Origin of the sequence: Phytohalomonas tamaricis, from assembly GCF_003012345.1 — a bacterium.
In the GTDB taxonomy this organism is placed as follows: domain Bacteria; phylum Pseudomonadota; class Gammaproteobacteria; order Pseudomonadales; family Halomonadaceae; genus Phytohalomonas; species Phytohalomonas tamaricis.
Genome location: NZ_PVRV01000019.1, coordinates 185962 through 204952, shown reverse-complemented (window position 1 = coordinate 204952; position 18991 = coordinate 185962). Strand labels below are relative to the sequence as shown.

The 18991-nt window shown below is 57.0% G+C and carries 16 protein-coding genes; 8 read left to right on the top strand and 8 right to left on the bottom strand.

Annotated elements, in window-relative coordinates:
* Positions 1–22: 22 nt before the first annotated feature.
* Entirely contained in the window at positions 23–1339 is a 1317-nt protein-coding gene (locus C3Z11_RS02895) for an MATE family efflux transporter (protein ID WP_106476928.1), read from the bottom strand.
* A gap of 326 nt (positions 1340–1665) precedes the next feature.
* Between C3Z11_RS02895 and C3Z11_RS02890 the strand changes: the two genes are divergently transcribed.
* Positions 1666–3057: an alginate export family protein gene (locus C3Z11_RS02890; protein WP_158700906.1), complete on the top strand. Its 1392-nt coding sequence runs from the start codon at positions 1666–1668 to the stop codon at positions 3055–3057.
* Between the two features lie 80 nt (positions 3058–3137).
* Here C3Z11_RS02890 and C3Z11_RS02885 read toward each other — a convergent pair whose 3' ends face one another.
* The 4 genes from C3Z11_RS02885 to C3Z11_RS02870 all read right to left on the bottom strand — a co-directional run bounded on the left by C3Z11_RS02885 (position 3138) and on the right by C3Z11_RS02870 (position 6888).
* The gene (locus C3Z11_RS02885; RefSeq protein ID WP_106476105.1) at positions 3138–3386 is read right to left on the bottom strand and encodes a YfhL family 4Fe-4S dicluster ferredoxin; all 249 of its coding nucleotides are present in this window, start codon (positions 3384–3386) and stop codon (positions 3138–3140) included.
* A 54-nt stretch (positions 3387–3440) separates the two neighbouring features.
* Positions 3441–3920 carry a pantetheine-phosphate adenylyltransferase gene (gene coaD / locus C3Z11_RS02880; protein WP_106476103.1) on the bottom strand — a complete coding sequence of 160 codons (480 nt, stop codon included), beginning with the start codon at positions 3918–3920 and terminating at the stop codon, positions 3441–3443.
* A 226-nt stretch (positions 3921–4146) separates the two neighbouring features.
* Positions 4147–6024 carry a beta-ketoacyl synthase gene (locus C3Z11_RS02875; protein WP_106476927.1) on the bottom strand — a complete coding sequence of 626 codons (1878 nt, stop codon included), beginning with the start codon at positions 6022–6024 and terminating at the stop codon, positions 4147–4149.
* A gap of 258 nt (positions 6025–6282) precedes the next feature.
* Positions 6283–6888, bottom strand: coding sequence for a DedA family protein (locus C3Z11_RS02870; protein ID WP_106476101.1), 606 nt, complete (start codon positions 6886–6888; stop codon positions 6283–6285).
* Positions 6889–6949: 61 nt separating this feature from the next.
* Here C3Z11_RS02870 and trmB point away from each other — a divergent pair, with 61 nt between their 5' ends.
* From trmB to dacB, 3 genes are all read left to right on the top strand, one after another.
* On the top strand, positions 6950–7645 hold the full coding sequence (trmB, locus tag C3Z11_RS02865; protein WP_106476099.1) for a tRNA (guanine(46)-N(7))-methyltransferase TrmB: 696 nt from the start codon (positions 6950–6952) through the stop codon (positions 7643–7645).
* Positions 7646–7727: 82 nt separating this feature from the next.
* Entirely contained in the window at positions 7728–8066 is a 339-nt protein-coding gene (locus C3Z11_RS02860; RefSeq protein WP_106476097.1) for a DMT family transporter, read from the top strand.
* 43 nt (positions 8067–8109) lie between these two features.
* The gene (gene dacB / locus C3Z11_RS02855; RefSeq protein ID WP_262927198.1) at positions 8110–9603 is read left to right on the top strand and encodes a D-alanyl-D-alanine carboxypeptidase/D-alanyl-D-alanine endopeptidase; all 1494 of its coding nucleotides are present in this window, start codon (positions 8110–8112) and stop codon (positions 9601–9603) included.
* A 150-nt stretch (positions 9604–9753) separates the two neighbouring features.
* Here dacB and C3Z11_RS02850 read toward each other — a convergent pair whose 3' ends face one another.
* Positions 9754–11358: a BCCT family transporter gene (locus tag C3Z11_RS02850; protein WP_106476093.1), complete on the bottom strand. Its 1605-nt coding sequence runs from the start codon at positions 11356–11358 to the stop codon at positions 9754–9756.
* A 391-nt stretch (positions 11359–11749) separates the two neighbouring features.
* On the opposite strand from C3Z11_RS02850, the gene C3Z11_RS02845 reads away from it, so the two are divergent.
* Positions 11750–12370: a hypothetical protein gene (locus C3Z11_RS02845; RefSeq protein ID WP_158700905.1), complete on the top strand. Its 621-nt coding sequence runs from the start codon at positions 11750–11752 to the stop codon at positions 12368–12370.
* 128 nt (positions 12371–12498) lie between these two features.
* Here the strand turns inward: C3Z11_RS02845 and C3Z11_RS02840 are convergent, their stop codons facing one another.
* Positions 12499–13128, bottom strand: coding sequence for an SH3 domain-containing protein (locus C3Z11_RS02840; RefSeq protein ID WP_106476089.1), 630 nt, complete (start codon positions 13126–13128; stop codon positions 12499–12501).
* A gap of 86 nt (positions 13129–13214) precedes the next feature.
* Complete coding sequence (locus tag C3Z11_RS02835; protein ID WP_106476087.1) at positions 13215–14057, bottom strand: MBL fold metallo-hydrolase; 843 nt, start codon at positions 14055–14057, stop codon at positions 13215–13217.
* Positions 14058–14298: 241 nt separating this feature from the next.
* Between C3Z11_RS02835 and C3Z11_RS02830 the strand changes: the two genes are divergently transcribed.
* Genes C3Z11_RS02830 through C3Z11_RS02820 form a run of 3 tightly spaced genes read left to right on the top strand, consistent with a single transcriptional unit; the run spans position 14299 to position 18873 of the window.
* Positions 14299–15876 carry a BCCT family transporter gene (locus tag C3Z11_RS02830; RefSeq protein WP_106476085.1) on the top strand — a complete coding sequence of 526 codons (1578 nt, stop codon included), beginning with the start codon at positions 14299–14301 and terminating at the stop codon, positions 15874–15876.
* On the top strand, positions 15873–17903 hold the full coding sequence (locus C3Z11_RS02825) for a CocE/NonD family hydrolase (RefSeq protein WP_262927197.1): 2031 nt from the start codon (positions 15873–15875) through the stop codon (positions 17901–17903). Before C3Z11_RS02830 ends, C3Z11_RS02825 begins: the two co-directional genes overlap by 4 nt.
* Before the next feature lie 58 nt (positions 17904–17961).
* Entirely contained in the window at positions 17962–18873 is a 912-nt protein-coding gene (locus tag C3Z11_RS02820; protein ID WP_106476083.1) for a LysR substrate-binding domain-containing protein, read from the top strand.
* The last annotated feature ends 118 nt before the right edge of the window (positions 18874–18991 follow it).

The window sequence follows — 18991 nt, the reverse complement described above, 5'->3', positions numbered from 1 at the left end:
AAATGACAAATCTAGTGCTATTTCATGACGTATGGGCTGTCTGCTCGGTGCACCAGACGTGACGCCGACGATAGCGATACGCCAATCCCAGGCTGAGCGAACGTACACAGGTAAAGACGGTGAATGCCAGCCACAAACCGTGATTGCCCAGTGATTGGGTGAAGTACCAGGTCGGTAGATAGCATGCGACTGCGAGCAGCAACGTGTTGCGCATCGTTTTGGTGGCTGTCGCGCCGATGAATACGCCATCGAGCAGATAGCTCCATACGGCAATCAACGGCATGATCGTCAGCCAATCGAGATAGCGGGCTGCAATTGCGCGTATTTCGGGAATATCCGTTAGCAAGGCGACCAACCAATCGCCGCCGAAGGCGAAAAACAGTGAGGCGGCACAGGCCATGATGATCGAGAAGATCGCACAGGCCCGCACTGAGGCAGCAAAAAGGGTCCAGTCGCGTCGGCCAGCTGCCCGCCCGGTCAGGGCCTCGGCAGCATGGGCAAACCCGTCGAGCCCATAGGACACCAGCATCACGAACTGCATCAGTACGGCATTGGCTGCCAGTACATCGTTGCCTAGCTGTGCGCCCTGAGAGGTGAAAAAGGCCATAGCAAACAATAGGCACAATGTGCGCACAAACAGGTGCCGGTTAACGCGAAAGAGCTCCGTGTAGGCGCTTAGTCGCCTCAGCGGCTCGAGCAGGAAATGACCTTCGAGTTTGCCTAGCCGCTGAGTGAGCATGAAAAGACCGGCGATAAGTGCCGTGTAATCAGCAATCACCGAGCCCCAGGCGACCCCGTCACTGGTCATGGATAGACCGACCACGAAGATCAAATCGAAAATTATATTGACGCTATTGGTCAGCATCATCAGCGCCAGCGTGACGCGTGAGTTCTGCTGACCGAGAAACCAGCCGATGATGGCATAGTTGGCCAGCACTGCCGGGGCAGACAGAATGCGAATATGGGCATAACTTGAGGCCAGCAATTGGGTATGTGGATCACCCTTCAACAACCATATGCCTGCCTCGATCAGCGGCGAGGCGAAGATGACCAGAGCGACCCCGATACTCAGTGCAATAATTAGCGACTGCCCGAGCAAGGTGCGTATTGCTTGATGATCATCGCGGCCGAACGCTTGTGATGTCAGTCCGGTAGTCCCCATACGCAGGAATCCGAAGCTCCAGAGCAGAAAGCTGAACAGCGTGGCGCCCAGCGTGACAGCAGCAAGATAGCGCGTGTCATCGAGATGTCCCATCACGGTAGTATCGACCAGACCGAGCAGCGGGACTGTGATGTTGGACAGGATGATTGGCCAGGAGAGACGCCAGACAGCAGGCATCTGGGCGTAGGGCGTAGGGGTGTCGCTCAAAACGGGCTCGCTCAGTAAATAACTAAAAAGGTACGAGAGTCGCTAAAAAACAGATCATGATAACGACTTGCCCTGCAAGGTTCATTCTTTCATCTGATAAGTGGCCGGCGTGCATACATTACCCGCCTTGTTTTAGATAATCCGGCTTCCAGGCGAGACGGCGACTAATATGAATGCCATGCACTGTAATGGGGCCGTATGCCTCAGAGGATTAGCGTTTGTGGATTAGAAATGTTCATGGTGGCTGCTAAGCACAGGCGAGTAACTGAGTGCCGGAATAAGAGGAAAGAATAACCATGATTCACTCAAGAGGGTGGCTAGGAGGGACGCTGACAATATCACTGCTCGGTGGTATGGCACCGCTGGCGCACGCACTGACGACGGTAACCGATATCGACTATCTTAATGCCGGCATCCAGCTGCCGCCTGCCGATATTGAGCTCTACAACAACGAGCAAAGCGGCATCCGCCTTAATGGCGCGCTGTCGCTCTACGGTTACGGTGCGGTGACGCGCAACGCCAACTTCGGCGCTCGCGAGAGCATCGGCGGGGCGACCACCAAGCGTCATCCCGCCTGGTGGGAGGCGTCGCTGGTGCCGATTTTGACCGGTGAGGCGGACATGCCCGGTGGCAGTCGGCTGTTTGGCGGTGTCAAGGGCGTGCTATCGATGACGCGCGGTAACCAGTATGGTGACATCGACGGTGCCACGCCGGGCCATCCCGAACATGGCCGTGTCGATCTGGCTTATCTCGGCTGGAACAGCGGCACGCTGCTCGCCGATTCGCTTGGTGAGGATGCCCTTAGCCTTTCTTTCGGGCGTCAGAAGTTCGAGTTCGGCGATGGCTTTCTGGTCGGCGATGGTTACTCCGATACCGGAAAGTACGCCGGCTATTACATCGGGCCGAGTGAAGGCTTTCAGAATTCAGTGGTGGCCTCGATTGATAGCCACGGCTGGCATGGTGATCTGTTTCATCTCAAGCAGGATCAGTATGTTCAGGGCGGCTCCGATCAGCAGACCTACGCCAACGGCGCCAATGTCGATTACACCTGGGACGGGCGAGCCAAGTTTGGCGCAGCCTACGTCCATACCTACCATTCCGATACTGCCTCACGTGAGGGCATGGACGTCTACAACTTGCGCGCCAAGGGCGTGCCGTTCGAAGCGATTCCTGACCTGTCACTGGGCGGGCAGTACGTTCATGAGGATAACAGCAAGGCAGGCATCAACGACGACGGCTGGTACGCCCAGGCGACCTATACCTTCAGCAATGTGAAATGGACCCCGCAGCTGATGTACCGCTACGCCGAGTTCAGCGAAAACTATGACACCCTGTTCTACGATTTCGCCGGTGGTTGGGGCAACTGGTACATGGGCGAGATCGTCGGCGAGTACATGCTGTTCAACTCCAATCTCAAGGTAGATATGATCCGGGCGTCAATTCAACCTAATGAAAGCCTGGAAGCCGGCGTCATCGGCTATCGCTTCCGCTACAAGGACACGCCAGACAGCGTGACCAGCCGTGACTTCGCCAAGGAAGTCGATCTCTACGCTGACTGGAATCTGACCGACAGCTTCGCACTGTCAGGGGTCTATGGTGTGGCCTTTCCTGATCGTGGCGCCAAGCAGACCTTCAATACCGACCATACCTCGCAGCTGTTTCAGGTTTTCGCCACCTACACGTTCTAGGCGCAGTACCCACTAATAAAAAAGTAAAAAAGCCCCTGAACTGGGGCTTTTGGCATGACAAACATCACGATGGCAGGCTTTCAGGCTGCAGTGATCAGCTTATACTTTTCCATTAACTGATCGCGGCTTTCCTCGTGGCCGGGATCGAGCGGAATACAGTCGACCGGACAAACCTGCTGGCACTGCGGTTCGTCATAATGACCCACGCATTCGGTACAAAGGTGAGGATCAATGACGTAGATCTCCTCACCGGGTGAAATAGCATTATTGGGGCATTCCGGCTCACAGACATCACAGTTGATGCATTCATCGGTAATCATCAAGGACATGGGGCAATTACCTCGTATCAAACGCGAAACGCGTCAGGGCACAGTGGCTGGGGCTTAGGATGAGAAACGAGCCTTCAGCGCCGCTGCGACCTTGGGATGTACCAGCTTCGAAACATCGCCGCCGAGTCGCGCAATTTCGCGAACGATGGTCGAAGAGATATAAGAATTCTGAACATCGGGTGTCAGGAAAACACTTTCAACACCAGGTGCCTGAGCACGGTTAACATTCGCCAGCTGCAATTCATATTCGAAATCGGCAACGGCTCTCAACCCGCGCAGAATAATCCGCGCACTGTGTTGTTCAAGCAGTTCGGTCAGTAGACCACTAAAGCCAACAACTTCAACGTTAGTCAGCCCTTCAAGCACGTCTTTTGACAGTGACACACGCTGTTCGAGCGAAAGCGTGGGCTGCTTACGTGGGCTTTCTGCGATAGCCACAATGATCTTGTCAAACAGTTGTGCGGCACGTTCGATAAGATCGATGTGACCGTTAGTGATCGGATCGAATGTCCCGGGATAGACCACGATATTCATGTGAGGTTCCTGACTGAGAGGGTCTCATGAACGTGGTAGGTCGCCTTGCGCTCGGCATACCATGTTCAGACGCGCCGGGCAGGCACTAACCGGCGCGTAGAATACCTGAAACCCGCATGCTCCGACAATTCGTTCGTATCTACAGCGTAGTGACAATGAGCGGCTAAGGACAGTCACGCGTTCACGTGAAGCGCTTGGCCAGGCGTCATGTCAGGCAAGGCTGAACTTATGTCAATGTGCCGAAGGGGTTTGTCACTTTCAGCGACATCGGTTTGGCGTAGCCCGGAATAGTGATGGCGTCTGCAGTCACATCAAGTTCTGGGCCTTCAAGCACGTTGTGTCCGAAGCGGTACACAGGCGCGAAGTGGCCGCTCAGCGACTGCGCTTCATAGTGCGCTGCGTTTTCACGGGTCTTTTCACGGCGCTTGCGCCAGGCCGTCATTGCCTTTTCACCGTGACGCTGCGTCAGCAGCTGTTCGGTCACCTGAGGAGAAAGCAGTGGTGCACTGGAATTATTACCGCCAAAACCTTTCGAGTTGATAAAGGCGACATCCGCCTCGAACTCGCGATGCTCGCGGAAAAAGTCCAACCGCTCGGCGAAGACATCCTCGGCCACGGCATCAAGTGTGAAAATGCCAGGGATAAGGCCATGATGAAAGGTTCCCAGCGCATTCATGATCTGATCGCCAGCTGCACTGCCTTGGGAGTGGCCAAGATAAGCCTTGATTGCGGCGACCGGCCACGACTTGATGCCATTGGCACGGGCGACTGCATCGAGAACATGGGATTCGGTAGTACGATTCTTGGGCGTGCTAGTGCCATGAGCATGAACATAGCTACGCTGACGCACCCTATCATCACCCAGGATCGCACGGGCCAAGCTTACGCTCTTGCCCAGCGTGAAATAGTTGCCAATGCCGGGCGCGGAAATGGAACGCTTCCAGCCGTCGGCATTAACGAACACCTCAGGTACCGAGCCGAGAATATCGGCACCGGTTTCAAGCGCAAGGCTGTCGTCCATTACCATCACGAACTGGGTCGCTTCGGCCATGGTAAATCCGCAATTATGCGCGAATGGACGGCAGGCACGCTGATAGTGCTCGTCAGTCAATAACTCAAGTGCATCGAGCGCCTTGAGACTGTTATCGTCGGCCAGCGCGCTCATGACGCGAAATCCTTCGATAATTTCAGGCGTTATCGGCGCATCGCTGGTGCCCACCATCGCCAGCCGGCAGCGGCCGCTTTTGATATCGTCGACAGCGAGACGCAGATTATACAAAAAGGTCGCACAGGCCCCCTGCAACGCACCGGTGCTACCCACGCTGCCGAGCACATAGGCATTGAGGAAGTCAGCCGGCATTTGGCTGTAGCCCAGTGGCATCTGCTTGGAGGTGGCACGATTGCCACTGATGTAGCTCTGCATCAGTCCGGCCCAGCCTTCCTGATCGAACTGACCGATCGAATTGCCGGCATAGACGGCGATCTGGTCCGGATCAAGCCTATCGCTTAGCGTCTGCCAATCGAAACCGCTCTGACCGATACAATCAGAGGCGCCAAATATAGTCATCGAGAGCGCACGCGGGTGGTGCACACTGTGATAAAACTGATTAGGCTCAAACCCAGTAGGTAGTTGGGCCGCAGCGTGTACGAGAGGCTCACGGCGTTCGGGCAATAGCGCATCGAGACTGCCAGCAGGCACAGTGACTTCGACATGACGCGTATCGATATCCCTGATCTGCCACTGTTCGGGCGGGTGCTCAGGCAGATGGCGTCGACGCAGCGTGAACGTCAGCGGCACTTCAAGTGCCAGCGTTGCCTGACGGTTCGCCGTAATACCAGCCTCATTGAAGTGAGGAAGCTCGTTGCGACGGATTAAGGTGTGCTTGAGAATGTACTCACGATAATGGCTGACGAGATCGGCCGCCTCCCAGGTTTTACCCTCCTGATCATGCCATTGGCCGTTCTCGTCGCGGTGAGCTAACCTCATCAGCGATGCCAGCCCAAGCAGGGTTTCCTGCTCATGATGACCCGATAGGGCATCAATTACCGTGCGACGGTAGGATTGATGGCCTGAGGTTCTGCCGGCAGCATTCACGCCGCCCATGCCGACAATCACCGGTAACTGTGACAAGCCGCGTACCTCGTTGTGCATTACATTCTAAAAAATGGTGGGCCGTCGGTTGATGGCTCCGCCTAGCTTATTCAAAAGATGATAGCATTGCCTCGGTGGGCCCGTCATGCGAGGCGGTAAAGGTTGTGTCTTATACCTTCTCGCCATTGCACTCCTTATAGACGCTCAACCCGTCATCCCGAGCTGCACGTGGCGCGCTGGTCTATAGGCTCGTACCGATGCGATAGTGTTTTATCGGCGTTTTGAGCGGTTCATGTAGTGGCGCGTCAATCTTGTAGCGTACAGGCCGATGAAAATGGCGAGTATCGTGCCAACGACGGTATAGCCATTGATGGCCGGAAAGCGATCGAACAGCCAGTTACCAAGACATATCAGTAACGTAGCCCATAGTGCCGACCCTAGCGCGGTGTACAGCAAAAACGTGCCGATAGGCATTCGATAGAAACCAGCCGGAATAGAGACCAGTGATCGCATGCCGGGAATGACGCGGCCGATCAGGATCATGATCGGGCCGTAGCGTTTGAACCATGTTGCAGAGCGGTCAATATCGCTAGGCGAGAGGGCTAGCCAGTGACCGTGGCGAGACAGGGCTTGTTTTATTCGCGCTTCGCCAATCACTCGGCCCACGATGTAAAAGGGTAGTGTACCCAGTACCAGGCCCAGTGTGGCCACCCCAATTGCGCCGATACGTGTCAGCTGATGATGCTCGATTAACGCGCCCGTAAGCGGAATGGCGGATTCGGCGGGCAGGGGCGGGAAGAGGTTGATCAGCAACATGAAGGCCGTAAGTCCATAGTATCCCGTCGCGGTCAGCGCCTCGGCTGCCCACTCTTCCATTCATGGCTCCTTACGATTGTTCGTTTACTATTCATCTGCTTAAGTATTGTCCAGACTTCCTATGCACGCCAATTCATCCCCGATCGTCACGTCTCAAGTTCACCCTCATGAAGATCTGGCGCGCCGCGTTGCGCGCGGATTGGATACGCCCTGGCGCAAGCCTGTCGCCGACCACACTCAGGAGGCATTTGACTACGCCGAGCACTGGCGCAAGGCGCGAGGTTTGCCGGTCATCATTGATGCCGGATGTGGTGTTGGTTTGTCTACACGGCGCCTGGCGGAACGCTTCCCCGACCACAGCGTGATCGGCATCGATCGCAGCGCCGATCGGCTATCACGTGATCTGTCACGCGAGTACGGTGATTTCCCCGATAACGCTTTGCTGGTACGTGCTGACCTGGTCGATTTCTGGCGCTTGGCGCTAGATGCCGGTTGGCAGCCGGTACGACACTACCTGCTTTATCCCAATCCCTACCCCAAGGCAGCGCAGCTGAAGCGGCGCTGGCAAGGGCACCCTGTCTTTCCTGCCATTGTGGCGCTGGGTGGGCAACTGGAGTTGCGCTCGAACTGGTCGGTCTATGCCGAAGAATTTGCCCTTGCTCTGACACAGGCAGCAAAGGTACGGCCCACATTGGAAAATTTCTCACCCGAGGGCGGCTATTTAACCCCTTTTGAGCGCAAGTACGCTGAAAGCGGTCAACGGCTGTGGCGACTAACCTGTGAGCTTCCGCATCGGCCTGCTTTACTTCCACGTTGAACAAGCGCAATACGCATTGCCCTCATTCTGATCAGGGCGTGTCTGGCCGGTCACACAGTCGTCTGCAAAAGGAATATTGATCATGACATGGTTGTCCTATCTTTATCTTGCCTGTGCCATTACCGCTGAAGTGGTCGGCACGACGGCGCTTAAATCCTCCTATTCCTTTACCCGGCTGGGGCCGAGTGCGATCACGGTGATCAGCTATGCGATCGCTTTCTACATGCTCGCTCAGCTACTCAAAAGCGTACCGGTAGGGCTCGCCTACGCGCTCTGGTCGGGGCTGGGCATGGTACTGGTCATGATCTCTGCAATGGTGGTCTACGGTGAGCGTCCGGATTGGGCCGCCGTGCTGGGTGTTGCCATGATTATTGCTGGTGTCATCGTCATACAATTGTTTTCGAATATGAATGCCCATTAAGCTAGGTGTATTAAGTCAATGACAAAGGCATAAGGTGGGGTTCATGTGGCAACGGCGACAGATATTCAATCGCTTGAGACGTACACAAGCGCATCTCTCTTTGAGGTTGGGGATGGGGCTTGGCGCTGCATTGATGTGTTTCGCATCGCTGGCCCCGGCCGCTGGCTTTGAAGCCGCATCAAAGCTGGCCGACAAAGGCTTTCTGGTCGGGGCCGAGGCGCGGCTGCTCGATAGCGATGAAACGATCGGGTCGCTGTCTCCTTCGATGCAACTGACACCAGCGTCACTCTCCAAGGTTTATCTTGCCGCGGCGTCCCTGGATCGCTGGGGGCCGCAGAAGCGTTTCGAGACGCGCCTGGTCTCGTCAGCGCTGGTGAATAGTCAGGGCACGCTGCAGGGGGATCTGATCCTGGATGGCAGCGGCGACCCGGGCCTGACGTCCGAAGATTACTGGACGCTGGTGCAAGGCCTCAAGGAGTACGGTATCAAGCGCATCGACGGCCGGCTGTTGATCAGTCAATGGCGCTTCGGGCCGGTCAAATGTCTGACACAGGACCGCTGCGCGGCGTTGACGAGTACACGCCATGCCTACGATGCCCAGCTATCCTCGGCAGCGGTAGATTTCGCCACCTGGTGCGCTCGTGTCATGCCGAGCGCCGACGTGGGGCAAGAAGCACGCGTGATGGGCTGCTTCGGCGACCAGCCCCTGACGCAGGTACGCAACAAGGTCAAGACCGTAGCCGCGGGGCAGCGGACAACGATTGCCGCGCAGAGAACGACATCGAATGGTGTCGATACGCTGGTTCTGTCGGGGCAGGTGGCGCGGGATACTTTCCCACGTACTGTCTATCGTGGCAGCGCCGACCCTGCAGCACAGAGTGCGGCCACGCTTGAGGACCTGCTCGATCGTGAAGGGATCAAGGTCAGCGGTGGCAGTGCGACTACACAGCTACAGCCTCCATCTTCTGCGCATATTTACGCTTTTGTCGAAGGTAAGCCGCTGCAAGAACTGCTGCTGCGGATGATGAACTATTCAAATAACTTCATGGCCGATACGCTGGCGCTCGATCTTGCCGCAACAACGCCTGCGACATTGGCTAGTGCCAGTGCCGCGCTTGAGCGCTTTGTCGCCGATTCGGTGCCTGATCACGGGCCGGTCACGCTTAACAGCGGCAGCGGGCTAACGCCGGAAAATAAGACCAGTGCGCATGGCTTGGTTAGCTTGCTTGATGCGATGTATCACCGTCCGGCACTTTTTCCAGTGCTGGTTGCCGGAATGCAGGTGCCGACCAATGGCCCGATGAGGTTCATCCGGCGTGGCAGCGAAACCTTCCAGAGCCATGTCATGATCAAGACCGGAACGCTGAACCAGCCGGTGCCGGTGCGGGCAATCTCCGGTTATTTCCGGACCAAAACGGGGCGCTGGGGAGCATTTGCCGTGATGGTCAACAGCCGCAGTGCGAGCAACTATCTGCAATGGCCGACTGTGCTCGATGCGGTCTCGCGGGACATGACCGCATTGATCGAGGCGCATTGACGCAAGCGTCCTCCACCGAGCCGGTAGTTTCATGGCATGCCAGCCATGAAACGGAACCTACGATGCTTGGATGGGGAACGGGAAGGGAGTGGATCGAGAGGGAAGGGGCGCCGACGGTAATGCGGTAACCGCCGGCGCCTTGTCGTCATGCTAGCGCTGTGCCGCTCGCGCCGAGTGCAGTTCCGATATGAGACCCTTGACGACGGCGTAGCAAGCGATGAGCAATACTACGGTAAAGGGTAGACCGGTCGATACAGTGGCCGCCTGGAGCCCGCCGAGTCCGCCCCCAAGCAGCAAGGCAATGGCGATGGCGCCTTCGATGATGGCCCAGAAAACACGCTGTGCCTTGGGAGCATCCGTCTTGCCACCGGCGGTAATGGAGTCGATGACCAGCGACCCGGAATCCGATGAGGTCACGAAGAATACGATGACCAGCACGATACCCACCAGGGACGAGATAGTAGCCAGCGGCAGTTCGCCTAGCATGGCAAAGAGCTTCAATTCAAGGGCCGCGTCCTGCACGCCCTGATAACCATCAACGACAAGCTGATTGATGGCGGTACCACCAAATGCTGTCATCCACAGGATTGATACCAAGGTTGGAACAAGCAGCACTGAGACCAGGAATTCACGTACCGTCCGCCCACGGCTGATGCGCGCAATGAACATGCCCACGAAAGGTGACCAGGAGATCCACCAGGACCAGTAAACTGCTGTCCATCCTTGAGTGTAGTTGGCATCCTCGCGGCCAAAAGGTACTGACAAGGCAGGAATGTACTGCAGGTAAGATACAGTATTGCTGAAGAACTCTTTCGCGATGAGTAGCGTCGGGCCTACCAGAATAATGAAAACCAGAAGCACAAAGGCGAGGGCCATGTTGATCATCGACAAGCGTTGAACGCCTTTGTCCAGCCCGGCCATTACAGACCCAAGCGCCACCAGGGTGATCACCGCAATGAGGATAACCATGGTGATGTCATTATTGGGGATACCAAAGAGGTACGAGAGCCCGGTAGTCGCTTGGGTAGCACCGAAGCCCAGAGACGTGGCGAGGCCAAAGAGCGTGGAAAAGACCGCCAGAATATCGATGACGTGGCCGGGCCAGCCCCATACCCGCTCGCCAAGCAGGGGATAGAACACTGAGCGCATGGTCAGTGGCAATCCCTTGTTATAGGAAAAAATAGCCAGTGCGAGGGCAACAAGCGCATAGGCTGCCCAAGGATGAAACCCCCAGTGATAAATGGTGGCTGCCATGCCCAGCGATAATGCCGCGGCTTCATCGCCTTCGGCGCCTCCCAGCGGTGCCCAGTCAGTCCGCACGCCATCGGCTCCTGCCGTAGTCCCGGCAAGCGAGCTGGAGAAATGGCTCATGGGCTCTGAAACGCCATAGAATACCAAGCCTATCCCCATACCTGCCGCGAACAGCATGGCGAACCAGCCCATATAAGAAAAGTCAGGCTTGGCGTGAGGACCTCCGATCCTGACCTTGCCCAATGGTGAAAATATCAAGCCGAGAGCGACCAGAACAAAGATATTTCCTGCGAGGAGGAAGAACCAGGTGAGATTGCCGGTGAGCCAGTCACGTGTCCCATTTAGCAAAGGCTCTACTTGATCCTGAAGTGCTAGGGTCACAATGACAAACGACAGGATGACAAGTGAAGATATCGCAAAAACCTTGCCGTGAAGGTCGAAGCTGATGCCAAGCGCTTTTGGAAAAATGTTGTCCTGACCAATAACATAATCGGTATCGATTATCGCCGTGGGCCCTTCTGGTCTTGGAAGTCCTTCATTTTTTTTTCTTCGTTATCGTCTATATCGGGTGGCATTTTCTTTCCTTTAGTCTTGGACGTCTTTTTTTGATGATCTTCTGTTGTTGATCCCTGGGTTAGATGCAAATGAACATGGCGATGTGTAAGCCGCGTGCTAGGTAGATCATTTTAAACGACTAATTTTTCTTCTAACGATAAGATAGAGCATAGTCATGTTGTGACTACCCTTCAGGAAAATGATCTTGAAGAAGCCCGTTGGCCGCGTTGAGCTTGCCTTGAGTCGCTCCTGTGCATGCCTTGTCCATTGCTATACAGGAAACACACCACCGGCCGATAAGAGGCGATCCGATGATGGCGGTTAACCTGGGATTGGGATCATGAGTATGAAAAGGCTTCTAGCGGCGACGTCTTTGATTATCGCGATGGTAGGGCTTCAAGGCTGCGCGCAGCGCACCATGGAAGCGAATGAGTTCAGCTTCGCGCCGGCCAGCCAAAGCCCCGCATCGCCATTGCTGGTCGACAACATCAGCATCGGCACTGTAAGTGGTGGCAATGTCGCGCTTTTGGACACGGCCTCGATCAGCAACGATCAGCTCAAGGCGTTGCTCGAGCGTGCCCTGAGCAGCGCCGGACTGAAGGGGGGCAGCGATGCTGGTTACGTACTCGACGCCAGACTGGTCGGTGCGCAGCGAAAAGACAATGATGCAGCGATGATCGATGTCGCCATGCACTACGTGCTCACGGCGCGGGAGACAAAGACGCGCATGCAGCCGCTCGCGTTCGATGCTCACGGCACGGGCCAGATCGGCGGGCATTTGCTCCCGGCGCGGCGGCTGGAAAATGGTCTGCGTCAGGGACTCAAGCAGAGCGTCGATGCGCTCATCATGCGGCTGATAAGTGCCAAGGTTGCACCGCCGCCCGCGCCCGATGCTTCGGGGCTCGATTTCTCCAACGCCGAACCAGAATCCGATACGGTTACCTCATTTCCTCTGCACTAATTTACAATCTATACGCTTATTACAACGGCTGGCTGGTAGCGCGATCAGCCGTTGCGCTGGTCTCCTAATGAAGCGCAGTGGGCGGTGGGGGCAGCAGTAAGCACGCCTGTTGCTGGCGCTGAGAAACGTCACGGTACTGATGGTGAACGCTCATTGCTCAATAGCCCTGCGCGTACCCAGCCGGGCAACACGCCGTCTGGCGTGTTGCGTAGCCAGTCGTCGCGCTGTTCAAAGACCTGTACCGCATCGCCCTGGCGCAACGTGTCGACCTTACGTGCGCCGGCTGCCGGGGCGCTGAATACCTCAACGAAATCGACACGAGCATAACGAGGCTGACCTGTGTGCGCTTGCACGTCGGGCGCCACTGATGCGTGTGAGCCACTATCGAGGCGTTGTATCTCGTCGTCCGAGAGCGGCCGACAGATCAGCGACTGCGGCGCATCGACGCGCTGCGACAGTGCCTCGACCTGATGTTGCAGATCGATGATCAATTTGAGCAGCTCGCGATTGGCACTCGCTGAACTGGTGGCGAGGTGGTCGATATCGAAACGATCAACGCCGTAGCCCAAACCAACGCCATGCCCGTAACTGTCCCGACCATAGCCGATGCCGAGCGATGGGCGTAACGCACCGCTGCGGGTGTTGGCAATCGCGTTGGCGGCCGAGTCTGTATCGATAGTCGAGGAGAGTGACGAACTGCCGGCACTTTCGCAGATGAAGCGCTCAGCGGCGAAGACACCCGTTGTGCTCATCGTCATTAATAGGCTCAGTCCACAACAATACGATGAGAGGCTAGGCAAGGTCGTCATGGCATCAGTCCTCATGTGGCGCGCGATCGTCAGTGTTAGTCGTCCACATACCTGCCGTGCTGCGGTCGTGCGGTGACATCGAAATTAACGGCCAGAGCATCGAGCCCTTTGCGCAGCGCATCGCCCTCCATCGCCATACCGTGGCCGGCCATGGCTACCTGCGGTTTTAGCGCAGCAAGTGTCCTGACCGACTCCCGTGCAGCGTCCCAGTCCGGCGTAAAGTAGCTCGGCGGACCGTTGACCTCCTTGTGCTGAGTGATGACCTGATACAGCGATTCCTGCTTGACGGTCACAAAGGCATCACCCGCGATCAGGGCGCGGTCCTGGTCGCGAAACAGGGAAACGTGGCCGTAGGCATGGCCCGGAGTATGCAGCCAGCGCCAGCCGGGCATGTCGGGAAGGGTATTGTCGGCGGGCAAGGGATGGACATACCCCCCCAAATCGATCGGATCATTGGGGAAAAAACGTGACAGAGTAGCCACCATGCCGCCACCTACCGAGGGATCGGGCGGTGGGTAAGCCTGCGCGCCAGTCAGATAGGGCAACTCCAGTGGGTGGGCATAGACCGGCACGTCCCAATGTTCAGCCAATTCAACTACCGCGCCGACATGATCGAAGTGCCCATGGGTGAGTATGATCGCCCGAGGGCGGCAGCCCGCGCCGAAGCGTCTTTCTGCCGCGTTAATGATCATCTCTTCAGACCGGGGCATGCCAGCATCGATCAGTACCCAGTCCTTGGGAGCATCAGGCGTGCCAACGAAATAGACGTTGACGATCTGGACGGTCAGACAGTAAACGTCAGGGACTACCTCATAGCCCGAGCCACTTTTGACCGATGTCATCGGCATCGAGGTATCGTGAAACGGATTGTGCGGCATATCGCTCTCCCTTCATCGAATGGCTGACTTCACCATAGCTTAGCCTCTCCCTGCATCTTTAGCCGGTGGGTGTTGTCTCCGGCATCGCGGTGCTCATGTCCTGACGTCATGACCTCATGCGTAGAGAGCGCTTGCGATGAAGGGCTTGCTGCCGTTTAGATGACATCATGCCATGTTCTATGAACATGGCACTAAGCGCTCATTCAGGCACTACAACAAGATAAAAGGCAGGGATAACCCTATGCCACACTCGATCAGGCCGCTGGTATTCTGGCCAACCTTCTTGATTCTTCTGGCTGCCGTAGTCGCCAGTTTCATCGACCTTGACAAGTTTCTGGCCGTCACCAGCGCACTCAATACCGCTGTGCTTAATCATTTTTCATGGTTGTTCAGCCTGGGTAGTCTTTACCTTCTGATCCTCGGATTAATCGTTTACGTTTCGCCGTTGGGGCGAATACGGATCGGCGGCGAGCATGCCGAGCCGCTGTTGCCCAAGCTGCGCTGGTTCATGATCACGCTGTGTACCACGCTTGCCGTGGGTATTCTGTTCTGGACGACCGCCGAGCCGCTGTACCATTACCACTCGCCCCCAACAGGATTGGAACTGGCGGCCGAGTCGCCCGCTGCTGAGCGGTTTGCGATGTCGACCATGTTTCTGCACTGGACGTTCACGCCCTACGCTATCTACGCCGTACCGGCGTTGACCTTCGCGTTGATTTTCTACAATCGTCGCCAGCGCTTCTCCATCGCCAGCCTGTTCGAACCGCTGTTCGGCGCTGTGCGCGTCAAGAAGATCGGTGGACTGATTGATGCGATTGCCCTGTATGCGCTGGTAGCCGGCATGGCGTCTTCGCTGGGCACGGGGGCGTTGACCATCACCGGCGGGCTCAACGGCTACATCGGCGGAGAGACTACGCCGTGGAAGCTGGCGATTGTGATTGCCGTCATCGTAACCACATTCGTCATCTCGGCGGCCACAGGGTTAAGACGCGGGATTGCGCGTATGTCCTCGCTCAATACGTGGCTGCTGCTGGCGCTGGGCATATTCGTCGTCGCCTTCGGGCCGACGCTCTATATGCTCGGGCTGGGTGCCGAGTCGCTGGGCGACTATCTCGATAACTTCTTCAGTAAAAGCCTTTATACCGGTACGGCAGCGAACGATAGCTGGGCGCAGTCGTGGAGCATTTTCTACTGGGCGGTGTGGTTTGCCTGGGCGCCGGTAACCGCGCTGTTTCTAGGCCGCATCGCACGCGGCTACACGGTACGGGAATTCCTTAACGTCAATATGATTTTTCCGTCGCTGTTCGCCATTGTGTGGATCACGATCTTCTCAAGCAGTGCACTCTATTTCGATATCCAGGGCGACGCCCCGCTTTATGGCGTTCTCAATGACAGCGGTATCGAACAGGTGCTCTACACCTTTTTTGCCCAGTTCCCGCTTAGCAGCGTGACTGTGCCGCTGCTGCTGTTCGTGGCGTTCATCTCCTACGTCACGGCGGCGGATTCCAATACCGACGCTATCGGCAACCTGTGCACGCGCGGTCTGACTGCTGACTCAGATATGAACAGTGCATTACCGATGAAGATCGTCTGGGGGCTGACCATCGGCATTGTCTCATGGGTCATGGTCAGCTTCGTCGGCATAGACGGGGTCAAGATGCTTTCCAATCTGGGCGGGCTACCGGCGATGATCATCGTGCTCATTGCCAGCGCCTCGCTATGGCGCTGGATTGCCGACCCGACAGCGCTGACAGCTCCGCCGCTTATGGGCCATAAGGCTTCCATATCATCTTCTGCCCGCGACAAGGACGCCGCATGATGCGTATAAAGCAGGAGTTTCCTCGTACCGTTCGCCACATTGAACATACGTTGATCACGCTTGCCGATGGTACACGGCTTGCCGCTCGAATCTGGCTCCCAGAAGACGCCGAGCAGCATCCCGTGCCGGCGATTCTGGAGTATCTGCCTTACCGCAAGCGCGATGGCACGGCTGTGCGTGATGAACTGACCCATCCTTATCTGGCCGGCCACGGCTACGCATGCATACGCGTCGACATGCGTGGCAATGGCGAATCCGATAGCCTGATGGAGGATGAATACGCGCCGCAGGAACAGGCGGATGCGCTGGAGGTGATTGACTGGATCGCCGCGCAGCCCTGGTGCACCGGCAAGCTTGGCATGATGGGAATCTCCTGGGGCGGGTTCAATAGCCTGCAGGTGGCGGCGCTGCGTCCTGAGCCGCTGAAGGCGATCATTACGCTGTGCTCGACCGATGATCGCTATGCCGATGATATTCATTACAAGGGCGGCAACATGCTGCTGGAGAATCTGGCTTGGGCGGCAACGATGCTCAGCTTTTCTTCAGCAGTGCCCGACCCCGCGCTGGTCGGTGAAGAGTGGCACGCGATGTGGAAGACGCGCCTCGACAATATGCCGCTGTTGGCCGAAACCTGGCTTTCACATCAGCGTCGCGATGATTATTGGCGCCATGGCTCGATCTGTGAGAACTACGCTGATATCGAGGCGGCGGTGTACTGCATCAGCGGATGGGGCGATGCCTATATCAATACGATTCCGCGCATGATGGAGCGGCTGACGTGTCCCAAGAAAGCGCTGCTCGGGCCGTGGATTCACAAGTATCCACATTTTGCTATTCCTGATCCGGCGATCGGCTTTTTACAGGAGGCGCTGCGCTGGTGGGATTACTGGTTGAAGGATATCGATACCGGCATCATGGCCGAACCCGAGTGCACCTTCTATCTGCAGGATGGCCTGCCACCGGCACCCAAATACGATGTGCGTCCCGGGCAGTGGGTACAAACAGCCGGTTGGCCGGCGCCTGAGGACTCGATCGAAGTACGCCATCTCAATCTGTCCGATAGGGGGCTGACGGCCGAGACCAGCTTGACCGCGCCGCAGCCGATCACATCACCGCTGACGGCCGGAGCACTGCAGGGGGAGTACATCGGCTTGTGGTATGGCGCCGACTTCCCGCCGGATCAGCGACGTGATGATGGCTTGGCTCTGACCTTTGATTCCTTACCCTTTGAGGATGGCCTCGATATCCTCGGTCAGCCGATGCTGGTAGCCCAGCTCGCCAGCGCGGCCGATTGCGGTCAGCTCAATGTGCGCCTGTGTGATGTCTCGCCCAGCGGCGAGAGCGCGCTGATTACCTACGGTACGCTTAACCTATTGCTGCGTGACGACCCGGCACGGGTTTCGCCTGTGACTCCCGGCGCGCCACTGGATATCACGCTCAAGCTCGATCTGATCGGCTACCGTTTGCCTAAGGGGCATCGCCTGCGCGTGGCACTATCGAGTGCCAACTTCCCGCTGGTATGGTCACCGAAAAAACGCGCGGATCTGACGCTCTTGGCCGGTGCGCCACGCCTTGAGCTGCCGGTATCACATGCAACTTACGTGGACATGCCATTTGAGCCGCCGGAGGCCGCGACGCCATGCCGTCTCGAAACGCTGCGTCCGGCCGCGCCCAAGCGCACGATCAGTGAGGATGTTGCCAGCGGCGAAGTCAGAGTGATTGTCGAGGATGACATGGGCGCGATGCGTTTTCTCGATCATGGTCTATGGGTCGATCAGCGTGCGCGTGAGGTCTATACCAGTCATCCCAGTGACGCCACGCGCACCTGTGCCGACATCACCTGGCACTACAAGGCCGGACGTGACGTGGGCGATGGTGCGGCGTTTGCCGTCGAGGTCGAAAGCCGTTATCGATTGAGCTGTGATGAGGAGAACTTCTACCTCGAGGCCGAGCAGATCGCCCGGGAACGTGAGGCTATTGTCAGCACCAAAACCTGGTGGAAGCGCATCGCCCGCGACGCGGTATAGTCCGGTCACACGCATTACTCATGCTATCCTCGGGACGTCCACGCCCGAGGATAGCCTCATGAACCATGATCGCCACTCACTGCCGCCGCTTAATTGCCTGCGCGCCTTCGAGGCAGCGGCGCGTCACCTGAGCGTGACACGGGCGGCGGAAGAATTACACCTCACCCAAAGTGCAATCAGTCGTCAGATCAAGCGGTTGGAAAACGATCTGGGGCGCCTGCTGTTCGATCGTAGTGCTACCGGTGTGCGCCTTACGCCTGCGGGTGAAGGTTACTTTCTTGTCGTGCAGCGAGTATTGCGTGAACTCAGCGAGGCGACTTTCGAGCTGCGCCGCCATCAGGGCGAACAGCAGCTCACCATTGCATCCAGCCCAACCATTGCCTCGCTGTGGTTGGCGCGTCAGCTGCCCGATTTCCAACGCCTCCATCCTGAAATTTCGATCCGTATTTTGATTGTGGAAGATCCTTACCGGCTCGATCTGGCCGAGTTCGATCTTGGCCTGTACTACCACTTAGCCGGAGAGGTCGATCCGCCGGGCATGACTGCCGAACCGGTATTCGCCCAGGAAATGATTGCGGCACTCTGCGCGCCGTCCTATCTCGCGCGAGAGGGGGCAATAGGTGACGCTATGGCCCTTTTGAACCAGCACGTGATACTGATGCTGGAGGATCATTATCACGACTGGATGACCTGGCCCACCTGGTTCGATGCTCTGGGGCTTGCGTGGCAGTCGGCGCGGCGCCCCCTTTATGCCAATAGCTATCAGCTGCTGATGAATGCTGCTCTGGCTGGGCAAGGCGTCACGCTAGGCTGGACAAGCCTGCTTGATTTTGAACTGCGTGAGGGACTTCTGGTCAAAGCGCTGCCGCTGGAACTCGAGAGCCCCGGCAGGCTGTCGCTGTTTACCCCCATGCATCGCCACTTCAATGTGCCGATGCATGCGTTCAAGTGTTGGTTGTTCCAAGCCTGATGCAATGACGATGATCAGGAAAGGCGCGGGGCACGACGTAACGCCACATCTGACTAGCGACACGATCCACCAGCGCCGGATAATAACGCCTTAATGTGTAGCCGCTAGGCTGTTGCAT

Coding starts and splice junctions, on each gene's coding strand:
- C3Z11_RS02895 (WP_106476928.1), bottom strand. CDS start 1,339: ATGCCTGCTGTCTGGCGTCTCTCCTGGCCAATCATCCTGTCCAACATC.
- C3Z11_RS02890 (WP_158700906.1), top strand. CDS start 1,666: ATGATTCACTCAAGAGGGTGGCTAGGAGGGACGCTGACAATATCACTG.
- C3Z11_RS02885 (WP_106476105.1), bottom strand. CDS start 3,386: ATGTCCTTGATGATTACCGATGAATGCATCAACTGTGATGTCTGTGAG.
- coaD (WP_106476103.1), bottom strand. CDS start 3,920: ATGAATATCGTGGTCTATCCCGGGACATTCGATCCGATCACTAACGGT.
- C3Z11_RS02875 (WP_106476927.1), bottom strand. CDS start 6,024: ATGGGCGGCGTGAATGCTGCCGGCAGAACCTCAGGCCATCAATCCTAC.
- C3Z11_RS02870 (WP_106476101.1), bottom strand. CDS start 6,888: ATGGAAGAGTGGGCAGCCGAGGCGCTGACCGCGACGGGATACTATGGA.
- trmB (WP_106476099.1), top strand. CDS start 6,950: ATGCACGCCAATTCATCCCCGATCGTCACGTCTCAAGTTCACCCTCAT.
- C3Z11_RS02860 (WP_106476097.1), top strand. CDS start 7,728: ATGACATGGTTGTCCTATCTTTATCTTGCCTGTGCCATTACCGCTGAA.
- dacB (WP_262927198.1), top strand. CDS start 8,110: ATGTGGCAACGGCGACAGATATTCAATCGCTTGAGACGTACACAAGCG.
- C3Z11_RS02845 (WP_158700905.1), top strand. CDS start 11,750: ATGAGTATGAAAAGGCTTCTAGCGGCGACGTCTTTGATTATCGCGATG.
- C3Z11_RS02840 (WP_106476089.1), bottom strand. CDS start 13,128: ATGACGATGAGCACAACGGGTGTCTTCGCCGCTGAGCGCTTCATCTGC.
- C3Z11_RS02835 (WP_106476087.1), bottom strand. CDS start 14,057: ATGCCGCACAATCCGTTTCACGATACCTCGATGCCGATGACATCGGTC.
- C3Z11_RS02830 (WP_106476085.1), top strand. CDS start 14,299: ATGCCACACTCGATCAGGCCGCTGGTATTCTGGCCAACCTTCTTGATT.
- C3Z11_RS02825 (WP_262927197.1), top strand. CDS start 15,873: ATGATGCGTATAAAGCAGGAGTTTCCTCGTACCGTTCGCCACATTGAA.
- C3Z11_RS02820 (WP_106476083.1), top strand. CDS start 17,962: ATGAACCATGATCGCCACTCACTGCCGCCGCTTAATTGCCTGCGCGCC.